The 23,557-nt window shown below is 68.4% G+C and carries 27 protein-coding genes and 1 tRNA gene; 13 read left to right on the top strand and 15 right to left on the bottom strand.

All coding sequences use genetic code 11. The annotated features are described in order from the left end of the window. The first annotated feature begins 5 nt into the window (after positions 1 to 5). From ACRC20_RS15730 to lepA, 8 genes are all read left to right on the top strand, one after another. Positions 6 to 875, top strand: coding sequence for a MaoC/PaaZ C-terminal domain-containing protein (locus ACRC20_RS15730; protein ID WP_438687322.1), 870 nt, complete (start codon positions 6 to 8; stop codon positions 873 to 875). Positions 876 to 890: 15 nt separating this feature from the next. After that, positions 891 to 1,760: an SDR family oxidoreductase gene (locus ACRC20_RS15725; RefSeq protein ID WP_438687321.1), complete on the top strand. Its 870-nt coding sequence runs from the start codon at positions 891 to 893 to the stop codon at positions 1,758 to 1,760. Between the two features lie 45 nt (positions 1,761 to 1,805). After that, positions 1,806 to 3,068, top strand: coding sequence for an acyl-CoA dehydrogenase family protein (locus tag ACRC20_RS15720; protein ID WP_438687320.1), 1,263 nt, complete (start codon positions 1,806 to 1,808; stop codon positions 3,066 to 3,068). Positions 3,069 to 3,185: 117 nt separating this feature from the next. Next, positions 3,186 to 3,650, top strand: a complete 465-nt coding sequence (locus ACRC20_RS15715; RefSeq protein WP_438687319.1) for a nitroreductase family deazaflavin-dependent oxidoreductase — start codon at positions 3,186 to 3,188, stop codon at positions 3,648 to 3,650. A gap of 78 nt (positions 3,651 to 3,728) precedes the next feature. Further along, on the top strand, positions 3,729 to 4,217 hold the full coding sequence (locus ACRC20_RS15710; RefSeq protein WP_438687318.1) for a nitroreductase family deazaflavin-dependent oxidoreductase: 489 nt from the start codon (positions 3,729 to 3,731) through the stop codon (positions 4,215 to 4,217). A gap of 5 nt (positions 4,218 to 4,222) precedes the next feature. Further along, on the top strand, positions 4,223 to 4,687 hold the full coding sequence (locus ACRC20_RS15705; protein ID WP_438687317.1) for a nitroreductase family deazaflavin-dependent oxidoreductase: 465 nt from the start codon (positions 4,223 to 4,225) through the stop codon (positions 4,685 to 4,687). Between the two features lie 67 nt (positions 4,688 to 4,754). Then, the gene (locus ACRC20_RS15700) at positions 4,755 to 5,726 is read left to right on the top strand and encodes an aquaporin (protein WP_438687316.1); all 972 of its coding nucleotides are present in this window, start codon (positions 4,755 to 4,757) and stop codon (positions 5,724 to 5,726) included. 89 nt (positions 5,727 to 5,815) lie between these two features. Next, complete coding sequence (lepA, locus tag ACRC20_RS15695; protein WP_438687434.1) at positions 5,816 to 7,657, top strand: translation elongation factor 4; 1,842 nt, start codon at positions 5,816 to 5,818, stop codon at positions 7,655 to 7,657. Positions 7,658 to 7,672: 15 nt separating this feature from the next. Here the strand turns inward: lepA and ACRC20_RS15690 are convergent, their stop codons facing one another. From ACRC20_RS15690 to ACRC20_RS15665, 6 genes are all read right to left on the bottom strand, one after another. Then, the gene (locus tag ACRC20_RS15690; protein ID WP_438687315.1) at positions 7,673 to 8,104 is read right to left on the bottom strand and encodes a hypothetical protein; all 432 of its coding nucleotides are present in this window, start codon (positions 8,102 to 8,104) and stop codon (positions 7,673 to 7,675) included. Positions 8,105 to 8,106: 2 nt separating this feature from the next. Then, positions 8,107 to 8,523 carry a hypothetical protein gene (locus ACRC20_RS15685; protein ID WP_438687314.1) on the bottom strand — a complete coding sequence of 139 codons (417 nt, stop codon included), beginning with the start codon at positions 8,521 to 8,523 and terminating at the stop codon, positions 8,107 to 8,109. 46 nt (positions 8,524 to 8,569) lie between these two features. Then, complete coding sequence (locus tag ACRC20_RS15680; RefSeq protein WP_438687313.1) at positions 8,570 to 9,550, bottom strand: transporter substrate-binding domain-containing protein; 981 nt, start codon at positions 9,548 to 9,550, stop codon at positions 8,570 to 8,572. A 40-nt stretch (positions 9,551 to 9,590) separates the two neighbouring features. Next, complete coding sequence (locus ACRC20_RS15675) at positions 9,591 to 10,415, bottom strand: amino acid ABC transporter ATP-binding protein (protein WP_438687312.1); 825 nt, start codon at positions 10,413 to 10,415, stop codon at positions 9,591 to 9,593. After that, the gene (locus ACRC20_RS15670) at positions 10,382 to 11,353 is read right to left on the bottom strand and encodes an amino acid ABC transporter permease (protein WP_438687311.1); all 972 of its coding nucleotides are present in this window, start codon (positions 11,351 to 11,353) and stop codon (positions 10,382 to 10,384) included. The genes ACRC20_RS15675 and ACRC20_RS15670 overlap by 34 nt, the downstream gene beginning before the upstream one ends. A gap of 921 nt (positions 11,354 to 12,274) precedes the next feature. Next, complete coding sequence (locus tag ACRC20_RS15665; RefSeq protein WP_438687310.1) at positions 12,275 to 12,622, bottom strand: hypothetical protein; 348 nt, start codon at positions 12,620 to 12,622, stop codon at positions 12,275 to 12,277. Positions 12,623 to 12,659: 37 nt separating this feature from the next. On the opposite strand from ACRC20_RS15665, the gene ACRC20_RS15660 reads away from it, so the two are divergent. Beyond that, positions 12,660 to 13,292, top strand: a complete 633-nt coding sequence (locus ACRC20_RS15660; RefSeq protein WP_438687309.1) for a hypothetical protein — start codon at positions 12,660 to 12,662, stop codon at positions 13,290 to 13,292. 230 nt (positions 13,293 to 13,522) lie between these two features. Then, positions 13,523 to 14,332 carry a COG4705 family protein gene (locus ACRC20_RS15655; RefSeq protein WP_438687308.1) on the top strand — a complete coding sequence of 270 codons (810 nt, stop codon included), beginning with the start codon at positions 13,523 to 13,525 and terminating at the stop codon, positions 14,330 to 14,332. Between the two features lie 146 nt (positions 14,333 to 14,478). On the opposite strand, the gene ACRC20_RS15650 is transcribed toward ACRC20_RS15655, so the two are convergent. The 6 genes from ACRC20_RS15650 to ACRC20_RS15625 form a co-directional block, all read right to left on the bottom strand. Further along, complete coding sequence (locus ACRC20_RS15650) at positions 14,479 to 15,084, bottom strand: TetR/AcrR family transcriptional regulator (protein WP_438687307.1); 606 nt, start codon at positions 15,082 to 15,084, stop codon at positions 14,479 to 14,481. A gap of 141 nt (positions 15,085 to 15,225) precedes the next feature. Further along, positions 15,226 to 15,298: transfer RNA gene (locus ACRC20_RS15645), tRNA-Ala, on the bottom strand. Between the two features lie 95 nt (positions 15,299 to 15,393). Then, positions 15,394 to 16,317, bottom strand: coding sequence for a divisome protein SepX/GlpR (gene sepX, locus ACRC20_RS15640; protein WP_438687306.1), 924 nt, complete (start codon positions 16,315 to 16,317; stop codon positions 15,394 to 15,396). A gap of 126 nt (positions 16,318 to 16,443) precedes the next feature. Further along, positions 16,444 to 17,079: a GNAT family N-acetyltransferase gene (locus ACRC20_RS15635; RefSeq protein WP_438687305.1), complete on the bottom strand. Its 636-nt coding sequence runs from the start codon at positions 17,077 to 17,079 to the stop codon at positions 16,444 to 16,446. A gap of 25 nt (positions 17,080 to 17,104) precedes the next feature. Beyond that, complete coding sequence (gene glp, locus ACRC20_RS15630) at positions 17,105 to 18,358, bottom strand: molybdotransferase-like divisome protein Glp (RefSeq protein WP_438687304.1); 1,254 nt, start codon at positions 18,356 to 18,358, stop codon at positions 17,105 to 17,107. Between the two features lie 10 nt (positions 18,359 to 18,368). After that, complete coding sequence (locus ACRC20_RS15625) at positions 18,369 to 19,325, bottom strand: UTP--glucose-1-phosphate uridylyltransferase (protein ID WP_438687303.1); 957 nt, start codon at positions 19,323 to 19,325, stop codon at positions 18,369 to 18,371. A gap of 190 nt (positions 19,326 to 19,515) precedes the next feature. On the opposite strand from ACRC20_RS15625, the gene ACRC20_RS15620 reads away from it, so the two are divergent. Beyond that, positions 19,516 to 20,076: a 5-formyltetrahydrofolate cyclo-ligase gene (locus ACRC20_RS15620; protein ID WP_438687302.1), complete on the top strand. Its 561-nt coding sequence runs from the start codon at positions 19,516 to 19,518 to the stop codon at positions 20,074 to 20,076. On the opposite strand, the gene ACRC20_RS15615 is transcribed toward ACRC20_RS15620, so the two are convergent. The 3 genes from ACRC20_RS15615 to ACRC20_RS15605 are packed head-to-tail and all read right to left on the bottom strand — an operon-like array spanning position 20,073 to position 22,104. Continuing rightward, entirely contained in the window at positions 20,073 to 20,741 is a 669-nt protein-coding gene (locus ACRC20_RS15615; RefSeq protein ID WP_438687301.1) for a sensor domain-containing protein, read from the bottom strand. The genes ACRC20_RS15620 and ACRC20_RS15615 overlap by 4 nt on opposite strands. Beyond that, entirely contained in the window at positions 20,738 to 21,424 is a 687-nt protein-coding gene (locus ACRC20_RS15610) for a sensor domain-containing protein (protein ID WP_438687300.1), read from the bottom strand. The genes ACRC20_RS15615 and ACRC20_RS15610 overlap by 4 nt, the downstream gene beginning before the upstream one ends. A gap of 5 nt (positions 21,425 to 21,429) precedes the next feature. Beyond that, entirely contained in the window at positions 21,430 to 22,104 is a 675-nt protein-coding gene (locus ACRC20_RS15605) for a sensor domain-containing protein (protein WP_438687299.1), read from the bottom strand. A gap of 239 nt (positions 22,105 to 22,343) precedes the next feature. On the opposite strand from ACRC20_RS15605, the gene ACRC20_RS15600 reads away from it, so the two are divergent. Next, on the top strand, positions 22,344 to 22,967 hold the full coding sequence (locus ACRC20_RS15600) for a 50S ribosomal protein L25/general stress protein Ctc (protein WP_438687298.1): 624 nt from the start codon (positions 22,344 to 22,346) through the stop codon (positions 22,965 to 22,967). Between the two features lie 32 nt (positions 22,968 to 22,999). Continuing rightward, a complete protein-coding gene (pth, locus tag ACRC20_RS15595) occupies positions 23,000 to 23,557 on the top strand; it encodes an aminoacyl-tRNA hydrolase (protein ID WP_438687433.1) in 558 nt (185 codons plus the stop codon).

Below are 23,557 nucleotides of genomic sequence, written 5' to 3'. Positions count from 1 at the left end.
GCCTGATGTCAACGCAGACGGAAGCGCTCCGATTCGACGCCGACGGGCTCGAAAAATGGTCCGAGGAGTCCCGGTACGAGGTGACTCGCGAGGCGATCGTCAAATACGCCGAGGCGACGAACGACCCGATCCCAGCGCACCGCGCGGGCGAGGTCGCGCCGCCGGTCTTCGCCATCGTCCCGGTCTTCGAGAACATGACCGGCCCGGTGCTCGAAGTGGTCCCGCTGGAGCTGTTCGGCCTCGTGCTGCACGGCGAGCAGGACTTCCGGTTCCACCGGCCGATCTATCCGGGCGACGTGCTGGTCACCCGCTCGAAGATGATCGGGTTCGACGGGCTGGAGAACGGCAGCCGGGGCGTCACCCTCATCGAGACCAGGTTGGAGGGCGGCGAGCTGGTCAACGAGCAGTACGTGACCTTCTTCGTCCGCAAGTTCACCAACCCGGAGCAAAAAGGGGTGCTCTCGCCGGAGCACAAATTCCCCGACGCGCTGCGCGCGAGCGATCCTGCGGCCAAGGTCTCCGCGCACGTGGACCAGGACCAGACCTACCGCTACAGCGAGGCGTCGGGCGACCCGATGCCGATCCATCTGGACGAAGAGGTGGCGAGGGACGCGGGCCTGCCCGGGATCATCGCGCACGGTTTGTGCACGCTCGCGTTCACCTCGTGGGCGGCGCTGGCCTCGTTGGCCGACGGCAAGACCGAGCGGCTCAAACGGCTCGCGGTCCGGTTCGCGAAACCGGTGCTGCCGGGCCAGGACATCGAGACCACGTTGTGGCGGTCGGGCTCTGCGGACGGGGCCACGAGCTATGTGTACGAGACCAAGGTCGGCGACGACGTGGTCATCAAAGACGGTCTCGTCGAGATCGCGGACTAAAGGAGTCGAGGAAGCATGGGCGCATTGGACGGCCGCGTCGCCGTGATCACCGGAGCGGGCCGGGGCATCGGCCGCGAGCACGCGCTGTTGTTCGCGAAGGAAGGCGCGAAGGTCGTGGTCAACGACCTCGGCGGTTCGAACGACGGCACCGGAGAAGACTCCGGGCCTGCGGCAGAAGTCGTCAAAGAGATCGTCGCGCTCGGCGGCGAGGCCTCGGCGAACACGAACAACATCGCCGAATGGGACGGGGCGAAAGACCTCGTCGACCAGGCGGTCCGGGACTTCGGCAGGCTCGACGTCGTCGTCAACAACGCGGGCATCCTGCGCGACGGCTTCATCGCGAGCCTGGCCGAGCCCCAGTGGGACGCCGTCATCGCGGTGCACCTCAAGGGGCACTTCAACGTTTTGCGCCACGCCGCCGCCTACTGGAAGGAAGAGCACAAGGCGGGCCGCCAGCCGAACGCCTCGGTCGTGAACACGGCCTCGGACTCCGGGGTGACCCTGCCCAACGACGGCCAGGCCAACTACGGAGCCGCGAAGGCGGCCATCGCCGCGCTCTCCAATGTCGCGGCGAGCGAGCTCGCCCGATACGGCGTGCGGTCCAACGCCATCGCCCCGATGGCCCGCACCCGGCTCACCCTCGCCACGCCGGGCATGGGCGCGATCTTCGGCGAAGAGGTCCCGGACGGCGAGTTCGACGGGTTCTCCCCGGCGAACATCTCGCCGCTCGTGGCGTATTTGGCCACTGCCGACTGCGAGGTCACCGGCAAGGTGTTCCGGGTCGGCGGCGGCTACATCGCCGAGCTCGGGGGCTGGCACGAAGTCAACAGCTACGAGACCGACGGCCCGTGGAGCGTCGAGCTGATCGCGAAGCACCTCGCGTGACCCGGCTCCCTGGGCCCGGGGTTTGTGTTCGAGAAAGGAATACCTATGCACGAATGGTCTGAAACCGACCTCTTGGTCCAAGGCGCGGTGCGCGATTTCATCGCGAAGGAGATCGAGCCAGTGCGCGACCAGCTCGAATCGGGCGAGCTCAAGCCGTACCCGATCATCCGCAAACTCTTCGCGGACTTCGGGATCGCCGACATGGCGACCACGGCGTTGGAGAAACAGCTGGCGAAGAAGGCGGCGCGCGAAGCGGCCCTCGCGCGGGGCGAGGAGCCCCCGAAGCGCGAGAAAGCCGCCGACGGCGGTCTGGGCATGGACGGCCAGGACAGCCTCATGGCGGTGCTCTCCAAAGAACTGGCGGGCGTGAGCCTCGGCCTGATCGCCTCCATGGGCGTCAGCCTCGGCCTCGGCGCGGGGACCATCATGGCCAAAGGGACGTTGGCGCAGCAGAAGCGGTGGCTGCCGGAGCTGGTGACGGCGGAGAAAGTCGCCGCGTGGGCCATCACCGAGCCCGACTCCGGCTCCGACGCGTTCGGCGGGATGAAGACCACGGTGCGCCGCGACGGCGAGGACTACATCCTCAACGGCCAGAAGACCTTCATCACCAACGGCCCGGACGCCGACGTCATCGTGGTCTACGCCAAGCTGGACGACGGCTCGGGGATCGACAGGCGCGCCCGCAAGGTCCTCACCTTCGTGCTCGACACGGGCATGGAGGGCCTTGTGCAGGCGAAGCCGTTCAAGAAGATGGGCATGAACTCCTCGCCGACCGGGGAGTTGTTCTTCGCCGACGTGCGGCTCTCGAAAGACCGCCTCCTCGGCGAGACCGAGGACCACGAGTCCGGCGACGGGCGGGACAGCGCCCGCTCGAACTTCGTGACGGAGCGGACCGGGATCGCGTCGCTCTCGCTCGGCATCATCGAGGAATGCCTGCGGCTGTGCGTCGAGTACTCGCGCACCCGCAAGCTGTGGGGCCAGGAGATCGGCAGCTTCCAGCTCATCCAGCTCAAGCTGGCGCAGATGGAGGTCGCGCGGATCAATGTCGAGAACATGGTGTTCCGGACGATCGGGATGGCCCGCGAGGGCAAACAGCCCTCGCTCGCGGAGGCCTCGGCGATGAAGCTCTACTCCTCGCAGGCGGCGACCGAGGTCGCGATGGAGGCGGTGCAGCTCTTCGGCGGCAACGGCTACATGCGCGAGTACCGGGTCGAGCAGCTGGCAAGGGACGCGAAGTCGCTCATGATCTACGCGGGCAGCAACGAGATCCAGGTGACCCACATCGCGAAGGGGCTGCTCGCGGGCTGACCTGCTGGGAGCAGCGCTGACCTGCTGGGAGCAGCGCTGACCTGCTGGGAATAAGGGCACGCGCGACCGGGGTTGCCCTAGGCAGCTCCATGTCCACAGCCTGAGAGGAAGAACCCCATGAGCGAGCAAGAGTCCCAGGGAAATCTGTACGAAGCCCCTGCGGAGGCCATCAACGGCTTCAACGCGGGCGTCATCGAGAACTTCCGCGCGAACGACGGCCTGGTCACGGAGGGCCCCTTCACGGGGCCGACCGTGCTGCTGCACACGCTCGGGGCGAAGTCGGGCGAGCCGAGGACCAACCCGCTCTTCTACTTCGACCACGAAGGCCGCTGGTACGTCGTCGGCTCGTTCGGCGGGGCGCCAAAGAGCCCGGCATGGGTGCACAACCTTCGGGCGAACCCTTCCGCGAAGGCCGAGCTCAGGGTCGACGGGAAGGTGCAGTCCTACGACGTCGTCGCGCGGGAGCTGCCCGAGCAGGATCGCGACGCGGTCTGGGGCGCGTTGATCGCCGTTGCTCCGGGGTTCGCCGACTACCAGGCGAACACGGACCGGGTCATCCCGCTCTTCGAGCTGGTGCGCTAGCGGGTCTCGCGGGGCCGCCATTCCAATCGCGCCGCGCGAAGGGGAATAAGCCTCGCCGCCGTCGTGGTTGGCCCAGGTATGCCTGAGCCGAGCGAAGCACAATTGCGCCACACCCTCCCGGAGGGCAAGAAGTGGTACGACCCCGGCGCGGTGGACCTGGTGAACCCCGGCGTGCTCGAAGAGTTCCGCGCGAACGGCGGCGAAGTCGGCGGGCGGTACGCGGGCATGCCGCTGCTCGTCCTGCGCTCTGTCGGCGCGAAGTCGGGCGAGCCGAGGACCAATCCGCTCTACCGCTTGGACGTCGACGGCAGGTGGTTCCTCGTCGGCTCCTACGGCGGCAGTCCCACAGCTCCGGCGTGGGTGCACAACCTTCGGGCCAATCCGAAGGCGCGGGTCGAAGTGCCCGCAGGCGGCGCGGTGGCGGAGTTCGAGGTGACCGCGCAGGAGCTCGCCGGAGCGGAGCGCGAGGAGATCTGGGCGGCGCTCGTGGAACGGTCTCCCGGCTTCGCCGAGTACCAGAAGAACACGAGCCGGCTCATCCCGGTCATCGAGCTGGTGCGAGGATAGGCATTGTGAGCAGTGCAGAACAGATCGGGCATGGGCGGACCGTCTTCGGGAGCCGGGCCGAGTTGGCGGCGTTCAACGATGACGTGGTGGCGCAGCTGCGCGAGCACGGCGGCGTGGTCGTCGAGGGGCTCTACGCGGGCGCGGAGCAGTTCTTGGTGCTGCACACCGTCGGCGCGAAGTCGGGCGAGCCGCGCCAGACGCCGCTCTACTACTTGGACGTCGACGGGCGTTGGTTCCTGGTCGGCTCGTTCTGGGGGAACAAGAAACACCCGGCCTGGGTCTACAACTTGCGGGCGAATCCACAGGTGAAGGTCGAGGTCAAAGGCCAGTCCGTCGAGGCGGTCGCGCGCGAGCTGGAGCAGGCGGAGCATGCCCGCGTCTGGGCGCGGCTGATCGAGGCGAACCCGAATTTCGCCGAGTACCAGGCGAAAACCGACCGGCGTATCAGCCTCTTCGAACTCGTCCGCTGAGCGGGGCCGCTCGTCGGCGGGCCGCACAGGGCTCTGACGGGCGCGGCTCTCGCGGTAGGGTGGGTGTGTGACAGATCATGATATCGCCGAGGAAGAGGCCGTCCTCCTCGAAGACGAGGCAGGCGCGGAGCTCGACGAGGACGCGGAGCTCGCCGAAGACGCGGAGTTCGCCGAAGACATCGTGGACGGAGCCGTCGAGGACGAAGGGCCCGAGCTCGCGGACGGCGGGATCGCCCGTCGTGTGCTGGCCGAGTTCTTCGGCACGTTCTTCCTGACATTGGTGATCGCCTCGGCGAGCGGCCCCGCGGCCCCCGTGCTGGTGGGCCTGACCGCCGCGACGTTGTTCTTCCTCTTCGGCCCGGTCTCGGGCGGCCATTTCAACCCGGTCGTCACTGTTGCGGCAGGTTTGCTCGGACGAATCCGGGGGGCGCTGGCCTGGGTCTATCTGATCGTCCAGTTCGCGGCTGGTTTCGCCGCGTTCGCCCTGCTGTGGGCGTTGCGCCCGCCGCTGGACGACGCCGCGCGCGCCGCCCTGCGGGGGAGTGTCGACTCGTTGGCGGGCGCGCGGCAGGACCATGTCCCGTGGTTCCCCGCCGCGTGGCCGCTGCTGATCCTGCTGCCCGCGCTCTTGGTGGCCGCAGTGCTTGCGGCCAGGGCGAAGTTCGGCCAGGAGCCCGTGGCCGCGGGCTGGATCGGGGCCGCCGTCGGCGCGACGTTCTGGCTGCAGAGCGCCATCTATCCGGCGGCCAGCCTGCCCGACGTGGTGTTCAACGGGTACGCGGCGGCCTTCCGGGCGCTGCCGGTCCTGATGCTCTTCCCGCTGATCGGGGCGTATGTGGGGGCGCTGCTGTATCGGGAGCTCGTCGCGCCCCGGCCTGCCGCCCTGGCGGCGGACGAGGATGACGAGGAGCCCGCCGTGGACGAGGCGGAGGAGCCCGTCGGCGAGGTTCTGGACGAGACGACTGCCGCCGAACTCGCGCAATCGGAGCAGGAAACCACTGATGAGGCCGAGGATTCGCAGCCGCACGAGTCCTCGTGAGATGATGGTGCGTCGACACGGTCGCGCAGGCGCGGCCGCTCTGGCGCGCCTGCGCCCGCACAACTGACCGAACGCTAAAGGACACTGCGATCCCAACCTTCGCCGACACCACGTTCACGGATCCCGCGCGCATCCGCAACTTTTGCGTGATCGCGCACATCGACCATGGCAAGTCCACCTTGGCCGACCGGATGCTGCAGCTCACCGGGGTCGTCTCGGATCGTGATATGCGCGCCCAGTACCTCGACCGGATGGACATCGAGCGCGAGCGCGGCATCACGATCAAGGCCCAGAACGTCCGGCTGCCGTGGCAGGTCGACGGCGAGGACCACGTGCTGCACCTCATCGACACCCCCGGCCACGTCGACTTCACCTACGAGGTCTCCCGCGCGCTCGCGGCCTGCGAGGGCGCGGTGCTCCTCGTGGACTCCACGCAGGGCATCCAGGCCCAGACCCTCGCGAACCTCTACCTCGCGATGGACCGCGACCTCACGATCATCCCGGTGCTGAGCAAGATCGACCTGCCCGCCTCCGAGCCCGAGCTGCACGCGGGCGAGATCGCCCATATCCTCGGCTGCGACCCCTCGGACGTGCTCTCGGTCTCCGGGAAGACCGGCGAGGGCGTGAAGGAGCTGCTCGACGAGGTGGTGCGGCTCGTGCCCGCGCCGAAAGGCGACCCGGACGCGCCCGCCCGCGCGATGATCTTCGACTCCGTCTTCGACACCTATCGGGGCGTGGTCACCTATGTGCGTGTGGTGGACGGGAAGATCACCCCCCGCGAGCGCATCCAGATGGTCTCCACCAGGGCGCAGCACGAGCTGTTGGAGGTCGGGATCGTCTCCCCGGAGCCCAAGGCCTGCGCGGGGCTCGGGGTCGGCGAGGTCGGCTACCTCATCACCGGCGTGAAGGATGTGCGCCAGTCCAAGGTCGGCGACACCGTGACGAGCGCCCGGCACGGGGCGACCGAGGCGCTGGCAGGCTACCGCGAGCCGAGGCCGATGGTCTTCTCCGGCCTGTACCCGATCGACGGCTCGGACTATCCGAACCTGCGCGAGGCCATCGAGAAGCTGCAGCTCAACGACGCGGCCCTGACATTCGAGCCGGAGACCTCGGTGGCGCTGGGCTTCGGCTTCCGCTGCGGCTTCCTCGGCCTGCTGCATATGGAGATCACCAAGGAACGGCTGCTGCGGGAGTTCGGGCTCGACCTCATCGCCACCGCCCCGGCCGTGGTGTACCGGGTGGAGCTCGACAACGGGTCCGAGGCGACCGTGACCAACCCGGCGGAATGGCCGACCGCGAAGGTCGCGCGGGTCTTCGAGCCCATCGTGCGGTGCACCGTCATCGCGCCGAACGAGTTCACCGGCGCGATCATGGAGCTGTGCCAATCCCGGCGCGGCGAGCTGACGAGCATGGACTATCTCTCGCCGACCCGGCTGGAGTTCGTCTACCAGATGCCGATGGGCGAGATCATCTTCGACTTCTTCGACGAGCTGAAGTCCCGCACCCGTGGGTACGCCAGCCTGGACTACGAGCGGTCGGGGGAATGGGAGTCGGACCTGGTGAAGGTGGACATCTTGCTGCAGGGCGAGGCCGTGGACGCGTTCTCGGCGATCGTGCACAAGGACGCGGCGCAGGCGTACGGGGCCAGGATGACCGTCAGGCTGCGCGAGCTCATCCCGCGCCAGCAGTTCGAGGTCCCGATCCAGGCCGCTATCGGCGCGAAGATCATCGCCCGCGAGAACATCCGCGCGATCCGCAAAGACGTGCTCGCGAAATGCTACGGCGGCGATATCACCCGCAAGCGCAAGCTCTTGGAGAAGCAGAAAGAGGGCAAGAAGCGGATGAAGACCATCGGGCGGGTCGAGGTCCCGCAGGAGGCGTTCATCGCCGCGCTCACCATCGGCGGCGACGAGGGCAAGAAGAAGGACTGAGCAGCGCAGGCGCCGTCAGGCGGACGGCGCAGGCTGCGGTGGCGGCGCGCCGTTCGAGTGGGCGCGGCACGAGACGAAGCCCATGCCGTCGCCCTCGGTGAGGACCACGCCGTTGTGCTTGAGCACGCAGTGGAGCTTGACGGTCTGGTCGACCGGCTCCGTTTTCGCCTCGATCCAGGCGTGGGTCCACCCCTCGCCGAGGCGGACTCCGGCCGTGAACGGCGGCTGCGCGTTCTTGTGGGCTTCGGCGCCCCGGAGCTTGCCGTCCTCGCCGGGCTGGGCCGCTTCGAGGTAGCGCAGCCACACTGCGCCCGAACCGACCTCGGTGATCTCGTAGACGACGTCGGGGTCGCCCTCCGGGCCGCGCGTCGTGCAGCCCGAGAGCGCGGGGCAGCCCGAGAGCAGGAGGCAGCTCGCGGCGAGGAGCGACACAGGCCTGCGCGCCACCGTCAGTTGTCCTCGTCCGCCGCGCCCTTCGGGGCGGAGCAGCTCACGCTGTGCGTCTTGGTCTGTGTGGCCACCACGGCCCCGTCGTGCTTGATCGTGCAGGTGAGCGTGGCTTGGGAGTCTTTCGGCAAGGAGACGCCCGCGTAGATGTGCGCGTAGTCCCAGAAGCCGCCGAGCGTCACGTCTTTCGTGTAGGGGAGGGCGGCGTAGTCCGAGCCGCGCCGCGAGTTGTATTTCTTCCCGGCCTTGGGCTGGTCCATATGGACCAGGTAGTTGATCTTGACTCTGCTGCTGAGCCCGGAGCCGGTGATCTCGTATGTGACGTTGTGGCCGCCGATGCCGCGTTTGCGGTTGCTGCAGCCGGAGACGACGAGGCACAGGCAGAGCGCCCCGACGAGGAGGCGAAGAGAGCATCGCATGGCGGAATTCTAGCCGCGCGCCGAGAAGGCCTCCCCGTGCGTCCGCCTATGCGGTTTTCCTCGGCAGCCCGGGCGGGTTGATCTCGGACTTCGCCACGGCCTCGTTGCCGATGGCCCACGTGTCGAGCACCCGCTGGTAGCTGCCGTCCCCAATCGCGTGGTTGATCGCGTCGGCGACCGGTTTCGCCAGCCCGTTCCCCTTCTTGGTCAGTGCCGCGATCCAGCCCTGCAGCCCGTCTCCGGCTCCCGAGACCACCCAGGCGACATCCGTCTCTCCCGCGACGGCGGCGTGGTACTGCACCGTCGGGTTCGGCCCGAGGTAGGCGTCGAGGCGGCCGCTGGCGAGCGCGAGGTAGTAGTCGCCTGCTTTCTGGTAGTAGACGAGCTCGGCGGGGGCCAGGCCCTCCGCGACGTTCTTGGCGTTCCACTCCACCAGCAGCTGCTCCTGGTTGGTCGCCGAGTCGACGCCGATTTTCAGGCCCGCGATGTCCTGGCGTTTGGCGAAGGCCCGCCCGCTGCCGTGCTTGACCTCGAAGGCCACGTCGTCCTTGCGGTAGGTGGCGAAGTCGTACTTGTCCTTGCGCTCCTCGGTCACTGTGACGTTGGAGACGAACAGGTCGGCTTGGCCGGAGTCGATTGTGACGAAGTTCTGCGCCCATTCCCCGGCGACGAAGTCCACCTTGAGGCCGAGGATGTCGCCGATCAGCGTCGCGATGTCGATCTCGTTGCCGATGAACGTCTTGTTGTCCGAGGCGTAGAACCGCAGCGGAGCCAACGAGCCGGAGCTGCCGGTCACCGTGATGCTGCCCCGGTCGCGCACGGCCTGCGGCAGCTCGGCGGCGATCGCGTCGACTTTGGCGGCGCGCACCCGGTTCGGCTGCTTCGGCGAGACGTCGAAGACGGGCGCGGCGGAGGCGTGGGGGTTTTTGGCGGTCACGACGTCCTCCGGCTCGCCGCACCCGGCAAGCCCGGAGACGGCGGCGAGCGCGGCGAGCGCGGCGAGCGAGCGGCGGGCGATGGCAGACATGGGCCTCCTTGGCCAGAGCGGGATTGTCGGGGCGGGACTGTCAGGGCGGGGGAGCCGCGAGGACGGATTCGAGGAACGCGCGGGTCCGAGGGTGCTGGGGGCGGTCGAGGACCTGCGAGGGCGGGCCTTCCTCGACGACGATCCCGCCATCGAGGAACACGACGCGGTCCGCCGCCTCGCGGGCGAAGCCGACCTCGTGCGTGACGACGACCAAGGTGGCGCCGTCCTCGGCGAGGCCCCGGATCACGGCGAGGACCTCGCCGACCAGCTCCGGGTCGAGCGCCGAAGTCGGCTCGTCGAACAACAGCACCTCGGGCTTGAGCGCCAAGGCGCGGGCAATGGCGACGCGCTGCTGCTGCCCGCCGGACAGCCGCGCCGGGTACACGTCCGCCTTGTCCGCGAGCCCCACCCGGCCGAGCAGGGCGCGGGCCTCCCGGACTACGTCGGCGCGGCGGCGGCGCTGCGCCGAGACCGGGGCGAGGACGATGTTCTCCAGCACGGTGAGATTGGCGAACAGGCGGAAGTCCTGGAACACGAAGCCGATGCGCGAGCGCTGCCGCAAGATCGCGCGGTGGGAGAGCTCGTGCAGCTTGTCTCCCCGGAGGCGGTAGCCGACGACCTCGCCGCCGAGCAGCACCAGGCCCCGGTCGACGGGTTCGAGGTGGTTGATCGCGCGCAGCAGCGTCGACTTGCCCGAGCCCGAGGGGCCGAGGATCGCGACGACTTCCCCGACGGCGATGTCGAGGTCGACGCCGCGCAGCACCTCGGAGCCGCCGAAGGACTTGTGCACGCCCCGGACCGAGAGCGCGGGCGCGCGAGCCGTCGCCGCCGTCATGCCCGCGCCGCCCGCACGAGCCCGGCCCATCGGTCGCGGGCTTTCTGCCACGGCGAAGCCGGGCTGGCGCGTCCGACGCTGCGGGCGAAGTGCCGCTCGACATAGTGCTGCGCGATGGTCAGCAGCGTCGTCAGCACGAGGTACCAGACCGTCGCCACCATGAGCAGCGGGACGACGCGCCCGTTGCGCCCGTAGATGATTTGGACCTGGTAGAACAGCTCGGAGATGGCGACGACGGACACGATGGAGGTCCCTTTGAACAGGTTGACGATCTCGTTGACCGCGTTGGGCAGGATGCCGCGCATCGCTTGCGGCAGCACGATCCGCAGCGTCTGCTGGACCCTGGGGACGCCGAGCGCCTCGGCCGCCTCGCGCTGGCCCGCGTCGACCGCAGCGATACCGCCTCGGATGATTTCCGCCGCGTACGCCGCCTGGTGCAGCGAGAGGGCGACGACGGCGGCGGTCGTGCCGTTGATCGTCGAGTTGACGTCGACGTGGAACAGCGCAGGGCCGAAGGGGACGCCGAAGCCCACGCTGTTGTAGAGGTAGGAGATGTTGAACCAGAAAAGGATCTGCACGATGAGGGGGATCGACCGGAACAGCCAGACATAGCCCCAGGCGAGGACGCCCAGCACCGGGTTCGCCGAGAGGCGTGCGGCGGCCAACAGCCCGCCGAGCAGGAAGCCGAGCGCCGTGCCCCAGGCGGTCAGCCGCACCGTCGTCCACAGCGCGTGCGCGATCGAGGTCGCCGTGAAGTACTTGGCGAACGTCGGCCAGTCCCACCCCGGATTGACGATCAGCCCATGGGCGAACTGGGCGAACAGGACGAGCGCGCCCGCTGCGAGCACCCATCGCATCGGATGGCGGCGCGGGACCGTCCGGATGCCGGCGAGGTCTGCGCCTGCCAAAGCTGTCCCGGTTGTCGCTTTGGCGGCGGGGAGGGCCCGCGCGGGCGCGGCTGTTGTCATGTCCTCTCCGTCACGTCCTCTCCATGGGGTTTCGCGGGGTTTCGCGAAAGAATTACGACGGACGCTAGGCGAGCGAGCCGCCGAGCAGGTCCGGGCGGCGGGGATATCGGCCCATTCTCGCAGGTAGGGGAAATGAATCACAGGATGAGGAAAGCGCGGGCCCGACGGGGCCTCGTCGGCGCAGAGACCACGCGGGCACGAGGCCGAAGACAAGGTTTGCCCTGGACAAGATCTTTTACGGCGAATTCGAGGGGAATGGCGAGAGGGGCTCGTATGTCTGGTATTTCTTTTCCCCGAGATTCTCCAATCATCCTATGATAATCCTTTGTCCGCACGGCCTCGATATGTTACTCGTGAGTTCCTGAAGACTCCCCGCCCTATCTATTGTTTAGCGTTTTACAACGAATTATTCTATGGCCGGAATTGGCAGTGGACGCGCAGATAATCCGCAGCAAATACACAGCATTCGAAAAATGTCCCCATCAATGAGTTCGCCTCGGCGGAGGGCTGTTTTTCCGGCGTAAAAATTTCATAAAGAAGGCCATGTCGATATTGCCCGCCGAGCCTTGTCGTTCAAAGATGGTGCGTTTGCGCAAACTGTCGAGCAGGCTCGTCGGCCGAGTGGCCCGGCGACTCCCGGGACGATACGGGGGAGGGTCGAATTGGACTGTGTGGGAAAATAAAAATGCAGGTAGATATGTCTTTTTGGAGTCTTCCATGATCTTGACCATGGCTCCTCCGCGTATGGCGAGCGACGAGTCCCAGCGGGCTCCCTCGGGGTCTTCGCAGAGTCTTCGCGGACGATGAAAGGGGAGGGATTCGCTGTTGCCTTTTGTTGTGCCAGCCTTGTCCAAATCGTAATAAACGCCCCCTTTTCGGGAGATTGACAGGCGTTCGTAGGGCGCACTAATATCCAATTCATCAGTGATCGAGGTCAACGAGGATCGCGATAGAAAAGCTGATATTCGACAACTGAAGAGCCATAACTGAAGAGATGGCGGCATGTCCATTCTTTGCCTTTATCGCAGCAAAGAAACCGGATGCCGCCGCCACAATATTCCGCAAGGTCGAATTCGCGTAACTGCAGACGCGGACCGCCCTTTCACCCTGCGGGGACCAGAGTTGTTCCCGCGCAGATTGGAGTATCATGACCAGATCACGTAAGCCAGCCATCGCGTCGTTATTGCCGCGTTCGCTGGCTATTGCCGGTTTCGCGACTTTCGCCGGGGTCGGTTTGGCCGCGGCGGCAGGGGCTGATCCGACATTCACAGTGAATGGGCCTTCCGGCGGTTTCAGCAGCCCGACTGTGGGCCTCTCCGGTCCGCTCGGCTTGGGCGGCAGTGCGACCGGCCCGTCCGGCGCGGCCACCGGCGGCAGCGCCACCGTGTCGACGACGGGCACCACCATCAGCGGCCCCGCTGTTGGCGTGGCCGCTGGCACGGGCGCGGTGACCGGTCCGCTCGGCACCGGAGCCACGGTGACCGGCCCGGTCGGCGTGGTCAATGGCGGCGCTGCTGCTGTCACCCCGACTGGCGGCAGCATTGTCGGCCCGTCGGCCGGTGTGAGCACCGGCGGCGGAACCCTGTCCGGTCCGCTCGGCTCGGGCGCCTCGGTGACCGGCCCGGTCGCGGTGGGCTCCACCGGCGGTGCGACTGTCAGCCCGACTGGCAGCAGCATCACGGGCCCGTCCGTGGGCGTGAGCACCGGCGCAGGCTCGGTGACCGGTCCGCTCGGCCTCGGCGGCGCTTCGGTGACCGGCCCGTCCGGAACGGCCACCGCTGGCGGCGCCAGCGTCAGCCCGACCGGCGGCAGCATCACCGGCCCCAGTGGCAGCTTCGGCGGCGGCAGCGTGACTGCCAGCGGCCCTGGCGGCTTCGGCGGCAGCGTGACCGGCGGCAGTGTCAGCGGGAGCGCGGGCGGCGTCAGCGCCCACCCCTGAGCCTGTCTCAGAACTGAGCCTGTCTCAGAAAGAATGGGACCCTGGCGACAATGTCGCCAGGGTCCCATTCTTTGTCCCGAGAGTCTTTGTCCGAGAGTCTTTGTCCCGAGAGCGCCGATCCGTTCATCCAATGGCCATATCTCTCTTGTCGAAAACCCAGAGCGGCGTCGGTATGGTGGCGAAGAACCGCGTCCGACGGGATGCGCGCAGCGAAGGGATCGAGCAGGGTTATGCCGGTGAAGGAGTACGCGACCAAGGTCGCGAAGGTGACGGCGGTCTTTTGGGTCATGAAGATCATTTCGACCACGTTCGGCGAGGTCGCGGGCGACGCGGTGACGAAGAGCTCGCTCGGCAACCTGGTCGGCACATTGGTGCTGGCAGCGGTCTACATCGCGGTGGCCGCCGCGCAGATCGGGGCGAAACGGTTCCATCCGCTGCTGTACTGGGCGGTCATCGCGGCGGGCACGACGGTCGGCACGGCGATGGCGGACTACCCGCACCGCGTGCTCGGCTGGCCGTACTGGGCAACTTCGTCCGGATTCTTGCTGCTGACGCTCGCCTCGCTCTTCCTGTGGCGGCAGGCGACCGGCTCGGTGGCGGTCTCCACAGTCGCCTCGCCGAGGACCGAGGCGTTCTATTGGGTCACGATCCTCCTGTCCCAGACCTTGGGCACGGCGCTCGGAGACTTCGCCTCCAACACCGGCTTGGGGGACGACGGGGCCGCCTGGCTCTTCGCCGCAGCCCTCGCGGTGCTCGCAGCGCTGTACTTCTTCACTTCGATCTCGCGCCTGGCGCTGTTCTGGGCTGCGTTCATCCTCAGCCGTCCACTGGGCGCGACCTTGGGCGACCTCCTCATCCACCCCGCGTCGCGCGGCGGGCTCGGGCTCGATATGGCCTGGACCGCCGTCAGCCTCGGCGCAGTGCTGCTCGCGTTCGTCCTCCTCGTGCCTCGGCGAATCCAAGGCCCCGCCGAGGCGGAGCCACAGCAGGGCGCCGAGGACCGGTCTGAGGACGAGGACCCCCAGCTGCAAGCTGTGTGAGCATCGCGCGCCGATCTCGGCAGGAAACGACCAGGAAACAACTCAGGGCAGGTCGGAGAATCTCCGACCTGCCCTGAGTCCTCTGTTTCTGGCTCAGGCAGCGCCCGGCGGTCGCCGGGATTCCTGGCCAGACGAGGGGCGCGTGCTCAGGGCGAGACCGGTTGCGCCGAGGCGAAGATGGCGAGGACAGACCGAATGCACAGGTCGCGTAATTCTGTCTTGTCGATCACAGGGTCCTCCATCCAGCGCACGCAGAGCTCTGTCACGTACGCGTCGCAGCCGGCGATTGCGAGTCGCAGTTGCCCGGGCGCCGGGCCTGGTCCAGCCCACAGCGTGGCGAGCAGTTGGCCCTGCAGCCTGTGGTGGGCGGCTTTGATGATGGCGTGGACCGCGGGGTCGGTGCGGGCCAGGGCCCAGTGGACGGTGAGCACCGCGTTGCGATGGGTTTCGAGATAGTCGAGGACCCTCTCGCCCTTCTCGGGCATCTGCGTCTCCAGCGGTGTCGTCGGATCGGGAGCGACTGCGTCGAACAGCGCTTGCAGTTCGTGTCGGACGACTTCCTCCACGAACGCGTGCCTGTTGCCGAAGTACTGGTAGATGAGGCCTGCGGACACTCCGGCCGCTTCGGCGATATCGGCGATCCGCAGCTCGCCGTCGGGGCGTTCGCCGAGAAGGTCTCGTCCGACCTGCAGCAGCTGCGCTCTGCGGTCGCAGGTGTTCAGGCGAATATGTGATGGAGAGCACTTCGGCATGTGCCTATCCTATGGTGAATCGCGGTTTTCCGAAGCGCTCGGCGAAGCTGGCGAGAGCACCTGCGCGCCCACTTCTCGCCTGTGTCTGCGGAAAACGACAGAGGCCAGGTCAGGAACTCTCCTGACCTGGCCTCTTCTTTGTGGAGCTGAGGGGAATCGAACCCCTGACCTCTTCGATGCGAACGAAGCGCGCTACCAACTGTGCTACAGCCCCAGCGCCCTGACTGCCGTCAGAGCTTGACCAGTGTACCTGATAGGGATGCCCGGTCGTCAAATCCGTCCGTCAGCCTGGTCTCCTGCGCCCGATGGCTATTCGCCCGAGGCGCGGCGGAGGAGGCCGTGGCTGGGGGAGGGCAGGTCCGCGAAATCGGGGTCGTCGTCGTCGATCGCCACGACCTGGGGGCCTCGGCCTTTCTTGACGGGACGCGCGGTCTGCTCGGCGCGCTCCGGCCCGCGCCGCTCGGCGCGGGGGCCGGGCGCGACATCCAGCCTCGGGTTCTGGCTGCGGGCGAAACGGGCCATTCGGCGGGCGCGGATCCGCTCCTCGATGCGGACCTGGCGGCGCAGGTAGGCGAGGTAGCCGACGAGCGTTGCAGCGATCGCGCCTGCCGCGTACCAGACCAACGGAGTCATTGCGAAGGCGAGCACGGTCGCGGCGACGAACGAGATCAAGAGGGCGAGCACGATGCGCTGGCGGACTGCGTAGCGCTGCGCGCGGGCGGAGGCGTCGGCGGTCGGGTTGTAGCCGCCGCGGCCGAGCCGGTGCGCGACGTGCTCAAGCCGTTCCTCTTCCAGCTCGGACAAGTCGTCCTGGTCCTCGAAGCGGTCGTCCGCGTCGCGGATGGCGACGATCTCGGCCTCGTCGACGACTTCTTCTTCACGGGCCCGGCGTGGCGGGCCATCGCTCTCCACGAACTCCGCGTCCTCGACGAACTCGGCCTCGTCGGCGGCTTCCAGGTCCTCGTGCTCGTCCGCGAAGACTTCCGCGACGGGGCGGCGGGCAGTGCTGCCCTCCTCCTCGTCGTCCTCGCGCTCGATCGGGGCTTCGCCCGCGACACCGGGGCGGATGCGGTGCTTGAGCTTGTCGAGCCCGCCCCGGAAGAGGACGCGTGTGTTGAGCGCTGTCTGGCTCACGGTCATCACCTTCGGGCGGCGGTTGACGAACATGGGGACGAGGACGAACAGCCACACCACCACGAGCAGCACCGAGAGGATCGAATTGGGCACTGACACCTGACCCAGCTCCTTCACGTCGAAGATAAATGACACATGTGTGATTCAGGGTAGCGCCGCTCGTTGGGCAGTGGGAGGTGCCGCGCCGGGTCCGGGCTGATCAGGTGGGGCTCGGAGATACGGCTTCTAGCGGCGGGGCGGCGCGTCGAGGATCTTGCCCTCCCCGGCGAGGCGGGCGACGATCCCGCCCCCGGCCTCCGGGGCGGTGAGCCCGTACAGCAGGTGGTCGCGCCATTCGCCCTGCACGCGGAGGTAATCGCGGATGAGGCCCTCCTCGCGGAAGCCGAGTTTGCGCAGGACGGCCCTGCTCGCATGGTTCTCCGCGCGCACGGTGGCCTCGATCCGGTGCAGGCGCAGCGAGGAGAAGCACCAGTCCACGGCCAATGCCGTCGCGGCCGTCGCGACGCCGCCGCCGCAGGCGCGGGAGGCCACCCAGTACCCGAGCCACGCGGACTGCAGCGCGCCCCGCTGCACCCCGCCGATGGTCAATTGGCCCGCGTACGCCCGGTCGGCCTCGATGACCATCGGGTACACGAAGCCTTTTTTGGTCTGCGCGCGCAGCTGCCGCCACAGCGGGAGCCAGTTCTGCGCTTGGTGGCGGCTTTCCCAGCCCTGGCCGAGCCCGGGCTCCCATGGTTCGAGGTGCGCTTGGTCCGCGATCCGCGTCTGGCTCCACAGATGCGCGTCGGTCAGCCGGACCGGGCGCAGCCGCACCTCGCCGCCGGATGTTCTGACCGGGCCGAGAGCAGGGGGCTTGGCCATTGTTTAGCTCAGCACCGTCGTCAGCTCAGCCTCGTTGCCCCAAGAAGATCACGTCCACCGACTCGCCCTCGCGGATCCCGGAGGCGTTCTCGGGGATGTTGATGAGGCAGTTGGCCTCGCCGAGCTGGGAGAGCAGGTGCGGGTTGCTCGCGAGCACTCCGCCGAGCGGCTCCACGAGGTATTCGCCGGTCTCGTCGTCGCGCATGAGCCTGCCCCGGATGTAGCTGGTCCGCCCGAGCACCGAGGTGAGCGTCTCGGTCGACACGGCTTTGACCACGCGCCGTCTGGGGGAGAGCCTGCCGAGCGCCGCGCGGATCAGCGGACGGATGATCACCTCGAACACGACCAGCGCGCTCACGGGGTTGCTCGGGATGAAGAACGTCGGGACGCCCTCGTCGCCGAGCGCGCCGAAGCCCTGCACCGAGCCGGGGCTCATCGCGATCCGCGAGACCTCCCACGGGCCGAGCTCGGAGAGCGCCTGGTTCACGTTGCGGCCGACGTCGCCGCCGACCGGGCCGCAGATGATCACCACTTCGGCGCGGCCGAGCTGGCCTTCCACGATGTCTTTGAGCTCGTGCACGTCGTCGGCGACGATGCCGACCCGGTGCGCCTCGGCCCCCGCGTCCCGTGCGGCCGCCGCGAGCGCGTACGAGTTGACGTCGTAGACCTGCCCGCTGCCCGGCGTGCGGTCGACGTCGATCAGCTCCCCGCCGACCGACAGCACGGAGACGCGGGGCTTGGGGTGCACGAGCACCCGGTCCCGTCCGACCGCGGCGAGCAGGCCCACCTGGGCAGGCCCGATGATCGTGCCGGAACGGACCACGACGTCGCCCGCCTTGAGGTCGTCGCCCGCCTTGCGGACGAAGTCGCCCGAGCGGACGCCGAGGTCGACGCGGATGCGCTCGATGCCGCCATCGGTGAACGCGACCGGCAAGACCGCGTCGGCGAGGGAGGGCAAGGGCGCGCCGGTCTGCAGCAGCACCGCCTGATGCGGTTGCAGCCGGGCGGGTTGTTTGCTGCCCGCCACGATGTCGCCGACCACGGGCAGGACCAGGGGGTCTGGCTGCGGGTTCTCGTCGTTCGCCTCGGGCAGGGCCACGTCCACGCCCCGGACGGCGTAGCCGTCGACGGCGGCCTGGTCGAAGCCGGGGAAGGAGCGGCCGGAGATGACGTCTTCAGCGCACTGCAAGCCCTGCGCCTCGGAGATCGCCACACGGATGGGGCTTGGGGCCACGGCGGCGGCTAAAACGCGGCGGAGCTGTTCAGCGACTGATCGCACGCGCCAGAGCTTAGCTCAGCCCGAGCCTGCTGATCAACCAAGCGCGCAGGCCCGGCCCATACTCTTCTCGATCCAGCGCGAAATCGACGGAGGCTTTCAGGTAGCCGCCAGGGTTGCCGAGGTCGTGCCGGTAGCCGTCCCAGACCACGAGATGCACGGGGTGGCCCTTGGCGATGAGCAGGGCAATCGCGTCGGTGAGCTGGATCTCGCCGCCCGCGCCGGGGGAGACTTCGCGCAGCGTGTCGAAGATGGCCCGGTCCAAGATGTAGCGTCCGGCCACGGCCAAATTCGAGGGGGCTTGGTCGGCGGGCGGCTTCTCCACGAGGCCGCGAACTCGCCGCACCGGCCCTTCTTGCTCGACGACGTCGAACACGCCGTACGCGCTGATCTCGTCGGTGGGGACCGGGAACGCGCAGATAACGCTGCCGCCTCGCTCCGCCCGCACCTGGGCCATCAGGTCGAGCGCGTCCAGCTTCTGCCGGAACCGGCCCTCTGCGGCCTGCTCGGGGGTCCGCAGCACGAGGTCGTCGGGCAGGAGGATGGCGATCGCGTCGTCGTCCGGGTGCAGCACCTGCTCGACCTGCGCGATGGCGTGGCCGAGGCCGAGCGGCTGCTGCTGGACCACGGACTCCACTTTGATCAAGTTGGGCGCGCGGCGGACCTTCTCCAGCATCGCCGACTTGCCTTTGGCCTCGAGGACGCCTTCCAGCACGAGGTCTTGCACGAAGTGCGCGACGACCGAGTCCTTGCCCTCGGAGGTGACGATCACCAGGCGCTGCGCGCCAGCGCGGGCGGCCTCGGCGGCGACCAGCTCGATGCCAGGGGTGTCGACGACGGGCAGCAGCTCCTTGGGCACAGACTTGGTGACAGGGAGGAAGCGGGTCCCCATGCCTGCGGCGGGGACGACGGCGGTGTACGGCATGCCAGGACGGGTCTCGGAGGGGAGGGGCTTCTCTTGCTCGGCCATGCCTCTCAGCTTAGAGGCTCACACGGAGAGTTGTCTTGGGCTAGGCGGCGTGAGAGAAGACACGTGGCGGGCCGAGCATTGCGTGCGCACGGTGCTTCTGCTAGGCTTGACGTGCGGCCCGCTCCTCGGCCTTGTTTCCCCTCCCCCCGTCTAGGGCTGGGTTGAGCGGGCCGCCTTTAACTTTCTTCTCATGGATTCTCACTCCGCCATTCGCCGCAAGGCAACTCTTCGCGCCCAAGTCAGAGCTGCTCGACTGGCGCTGTCCGACGCGGCTCGCGCGGCACGGGACGATGCGGTGGACGCGCAGGCCGCTCTGCTCGCAGAAGGGCTCGGGCCCGGCTACGTGGTGAGCTCGCACATCCCGACCCGGCTGGAGCCGGGGACGGACCGGATGCTGGCGGCGTTCGCGGAGGGCGGGGCGCGGGTGCTCGTCCCCGTGGTCGTCGGCGCGGACGCGCCGCTCGCCTGGCGGCAATGGCCCGGCGATGGCCCCGGCCTGCCGCCCGAGACGTTGGGCGAGGCGGCGCTGGTGCTCGTGCCCGCGCTCGCGGTCGACCGTCTCGGGACCAGGCTCGGCCAGGGCGGCGGGCATTACGACCGCAGTTTGGCCTATGCGGACCCGGGCGCGCGGCTTGTCGCCGTCGTGGACGACGACGAGGTGGTCGACGAGCTGCCGCGCGAGCCGCACGACCGCCCCCTGGGCTGGGCGCTCACCCCGACGGGGACCCGCCGCCTCGGGGGCGCGCCTTAGACTTGCGGATGCGCGAGCTGGTCCAGCCTGTGTTCTTTCGCGAGGACGAGCGCGCGCAGGTCGAACGTGCTGTCCCGCTCGCACGAGGCGACCTCGGCCACCGCGTTGTGCTTCGCGACAAGCCCGTACGAGCACGTCCACACGCCCGCCCTGCCCCACGACCAGAGCTGGGCGTTCGGCGTCCCGGCTGCGGGCCCTTGCTGGAACGTCCCCTGGTTGCCCTGTTCCTGGTCGGTGAGCGCGGAGACCTGCTCGCCGTAGCACGCCGCGAGCCGCTGCCGGGCTCCGGCCAGATAGCCCGCCGCGTCGAAGCCTTGGGGGTAGACCGCCGCCACCTCGACGACCGAGTGCATGCCGTCCGTGTCCCACCACGCCGAATTCTCCGCGAGCGGCTCCTTCGGCAGGAGCGGGGATTCCTCCACAACCATGAACGGGCACTGCGCCGGGTCCGAGTGCGTGTACACGCTGTGCTTGAAGTCCGCCCTGTGCGGCTGCTTGCCGCCGATCAGGATCTCGCCGGGCCTGCTGAGCAGCTCGGGGGCCTCCTCGGTGAGGATCGGGCCTGCGACGGGAGTCTCGGGCTGGCGCTGCTGCCCGGGTCGGCCGCGCTCGCATCCGGCCGCCAGCGCCACAAGCCCGAGCAGCAGCGCGACGGCCTTCCTCACGCCCCGGCCCTGGCTTGGCCGTCGATGCGGCGCAAGGCGGATTGGGCGAGCTCTTTCATCCCCGGCGCGGGCGAGGGGTAGCAGGACGTGATCACGATGGCCGCGTTGTGCGCGGCGACGAGGGCGTTATTGCAGAACCAGGACTTCCCGACAGCGGAAAGGGTCCAGAGCAGGATGTTCGGCGACCCGGAGTCGGGCTGGCCGACCAGCTGGAAGGTGCTGTTGCCGCCGCCCTGGGTGGAGCCGGTGATCGGCGTGCTCAGGCAGTGCTCCCGGGTCTTCGCGGCCTCCGCGACCAGGTCGGTCGCCGAGAAGTCCTCCCGGTACACGGCGGCGATCTCGACGATCTGCGAGTGCTCTGTGTCGCCTGCCTTCGGCGCGATCGCCGACGCGACGGCAGCTTGGCCCCGCATGAGCAGCGGCGAGTCCACCTCCAGCACCAAGCCCCGGCATTCGGGGGGCGAGGCGCTGGAGTACATGTTCTCCGAGAGGCCGCTCGCGTCGAAATGGCCGGGCTCGAAGAGCCGCTGGACCGACTCTGCGGCGATGGGGCCGACCTTGGCGGAGGGCTGCGAGCTGCTCTCGGCGGGGTCGGTGCGGTGGGCGCACGAGACGAGGGCGGCGAGCAGCGTCGCGACGAGGGCCGCAGACGCGCGGCTTGGCAGGAGGAGCGATGCGGGCATGGGGCTCAATCCAGCGGCTTCGCGAGTTTGTTGATGCGCTCCAGCGCCCCTTTGGCGAGGGCGAGCACGTCGGTGCCGTTGCTGAAGGAGCACGTCGTGATCTCCACCGCCGCATTGTAGGCGGCGACCAGCGCGTTGTCGCACGCCCAATCGCGCGAGACCGAGGAGAAGGACCACAGCAGGATGTTGGGCGAGCCGGAGTCTTGGTGGGGGAGCAGCCGGTATTTGCCCGCGTCGCTGATCCTGGTCCGGATGGTGAATGTCGCCCCCTGGCAGCTGTCGAGGGATTTCGCGGCCGAGGAGATGGCCTGTTCGGGCTCGAAGTCGGAGTGGTAGACGCCCGCGATCTCTTCGACCATGCTCATCCGTCCCTCGTTCTGCGCCCAGGAGCCGTTGTTGAGGGCCACCGGGTCGTGCATGAGGAACGGCGGGTCGACCTCCTGGGCCGCGCCTGCGCAATTGGCCGGGTCCACGCTCACGAACGCGACCTCCTCGGGGTTTTTATGCTTCTTGTCGCTCTGCGGGCTGAGCAGTTCGGGGGAGAGGCCTGCGACGATGGGCCCCACGCCCCGGTCGGGGTCGGCCGCCTTCTTCTTGCTCTCGTGGGGCGAGCAGCTCACGAGGCTGAGCGCGGCGCACAGCACCAAGGGCGTCGCGCTCAGTCGGAAGCATCGGGGCATGCGCTCAGTGTAGTGATCAAACCGTGATAAGCGAACTTGGAATTGCACGCCCCCTCCCGATGCGCTACCCTTGAGCCTCGAAACAGCGCTGGCGAGGGCCGGTGCCGGTCATTCTGACCAGCACTTGCCGTGATCGACGGAACGCGGACCACTCTTTCTCAAGAGCCCAGGGTTCGGCCGCACGATATCGCTCGGCGGCGCGGTTGCGAAGACGACCGACGAACCTGAGGAGCATCCCGATGTCTGAAACCGCCCACGTCGAGGCGACCGTCCGCACCGAGTTCGGCAAGGGCGCGTCCCGCCGCGCCCGCCGCGACGGGCAAGTGCCCGCCGTGCTGTACGGCCACGGCATCGAGCCGAAGCACTTCAACCTCCCCGCGAAGGAATTCGCCCGCGTGCTGCGCGGCAACGGCACGAACGCGGTGGTGACCCTCCAGGCGGGCGGCGAAGAGCACCTCGCGCTGACCAAGACCGTCGTCGTGCACCCGACGAAGAGCTACCTCCAGCACATCGACCTCCAGGTCATCAGGCGCGGCGAGCGGATCGCCGTCGAGGTGCCCGTGGTGCTGATCGGCTCCGCGGTCTCCGGCTCGGTCGTCCAGCACGAGACGACCTCCCTCCCCGTCGAGGCCGAGGCCCTGCACATCCCCGACCAGATCGAGGTTTCCATCGAGGGCCTCGAGATCGGCGAGAAGATCGTCGCGGGCGGCCTCGAGCTCCCCAAGGGCGTGGCGCTGACCGGCGACCCGGAGCAGCTGATCGTCCAGATCAACGAGGCCCGCGCCGCCAGCGTCGAGTCGGAGACCGCCGAGGCGGGCGAAGCCGAGGGCGAGGGCGCCGAAGAGAGCGGCGAAGAGAGCTGACCACGGGCCTCGGCGGGTCTTCTCCCGGGAAAATACTGATCGCAGGGTTGGGAAACCCTGGGGCCAAATACGAGAAGACCCGCCACAACGTGGGCCAGATGGTCGTGGACCTGCTCGCGTCGCGGGCGGGCGAGGCCTTCCGTGCGCACAAGACCTCGGGCATGCTCGCGCTGCAGCTGTCCTTCCACGGGCGGGGCGTCGTCCTCGGCAAGCCGACGGCGTACATGAACGTCTGCGGCCCGCAGATCGCGAAGCTCGCGAAGTATTTCTCGGTGCCCCCGACGGACGTCGTCGCCGTGCACGACGAGCTCGACATCGACTTCGGCGTTGTCCGGCTCAAACGCGGCGGCGGCGAAGCCGGGCACAACGGCCTGCGGTCGCTGTCCTCCTCGCTCGGCACCAAGGACTACTCCCGCGTCCGGGTCGGCGTCGGGCGCCCGCCCGCGGGCATGGAGACGGCGGACTTCGTCCTCGCGGGATTCACTGCCGCCGAGCGCAAGGAACTGCCCGACCTGGTCGAGCGTTCCGCCGACGCGGTGGAGCTGCTGCTGCGCGAAGGGCTCGAAGCGGCGCAGAACCGCGTGCATTAG

It is taken from the genome of Segniliparus sp., from assembly GCF_051660745.1.
Lineage (GTDB): Bacteria > Actinomycetota > Actinomycetes > Mycobacteriales > Mycobacteriaceae > Segniliparus.
This window is presented reverse-complemented; position numbering and strand designations above follow the sequence as displayed.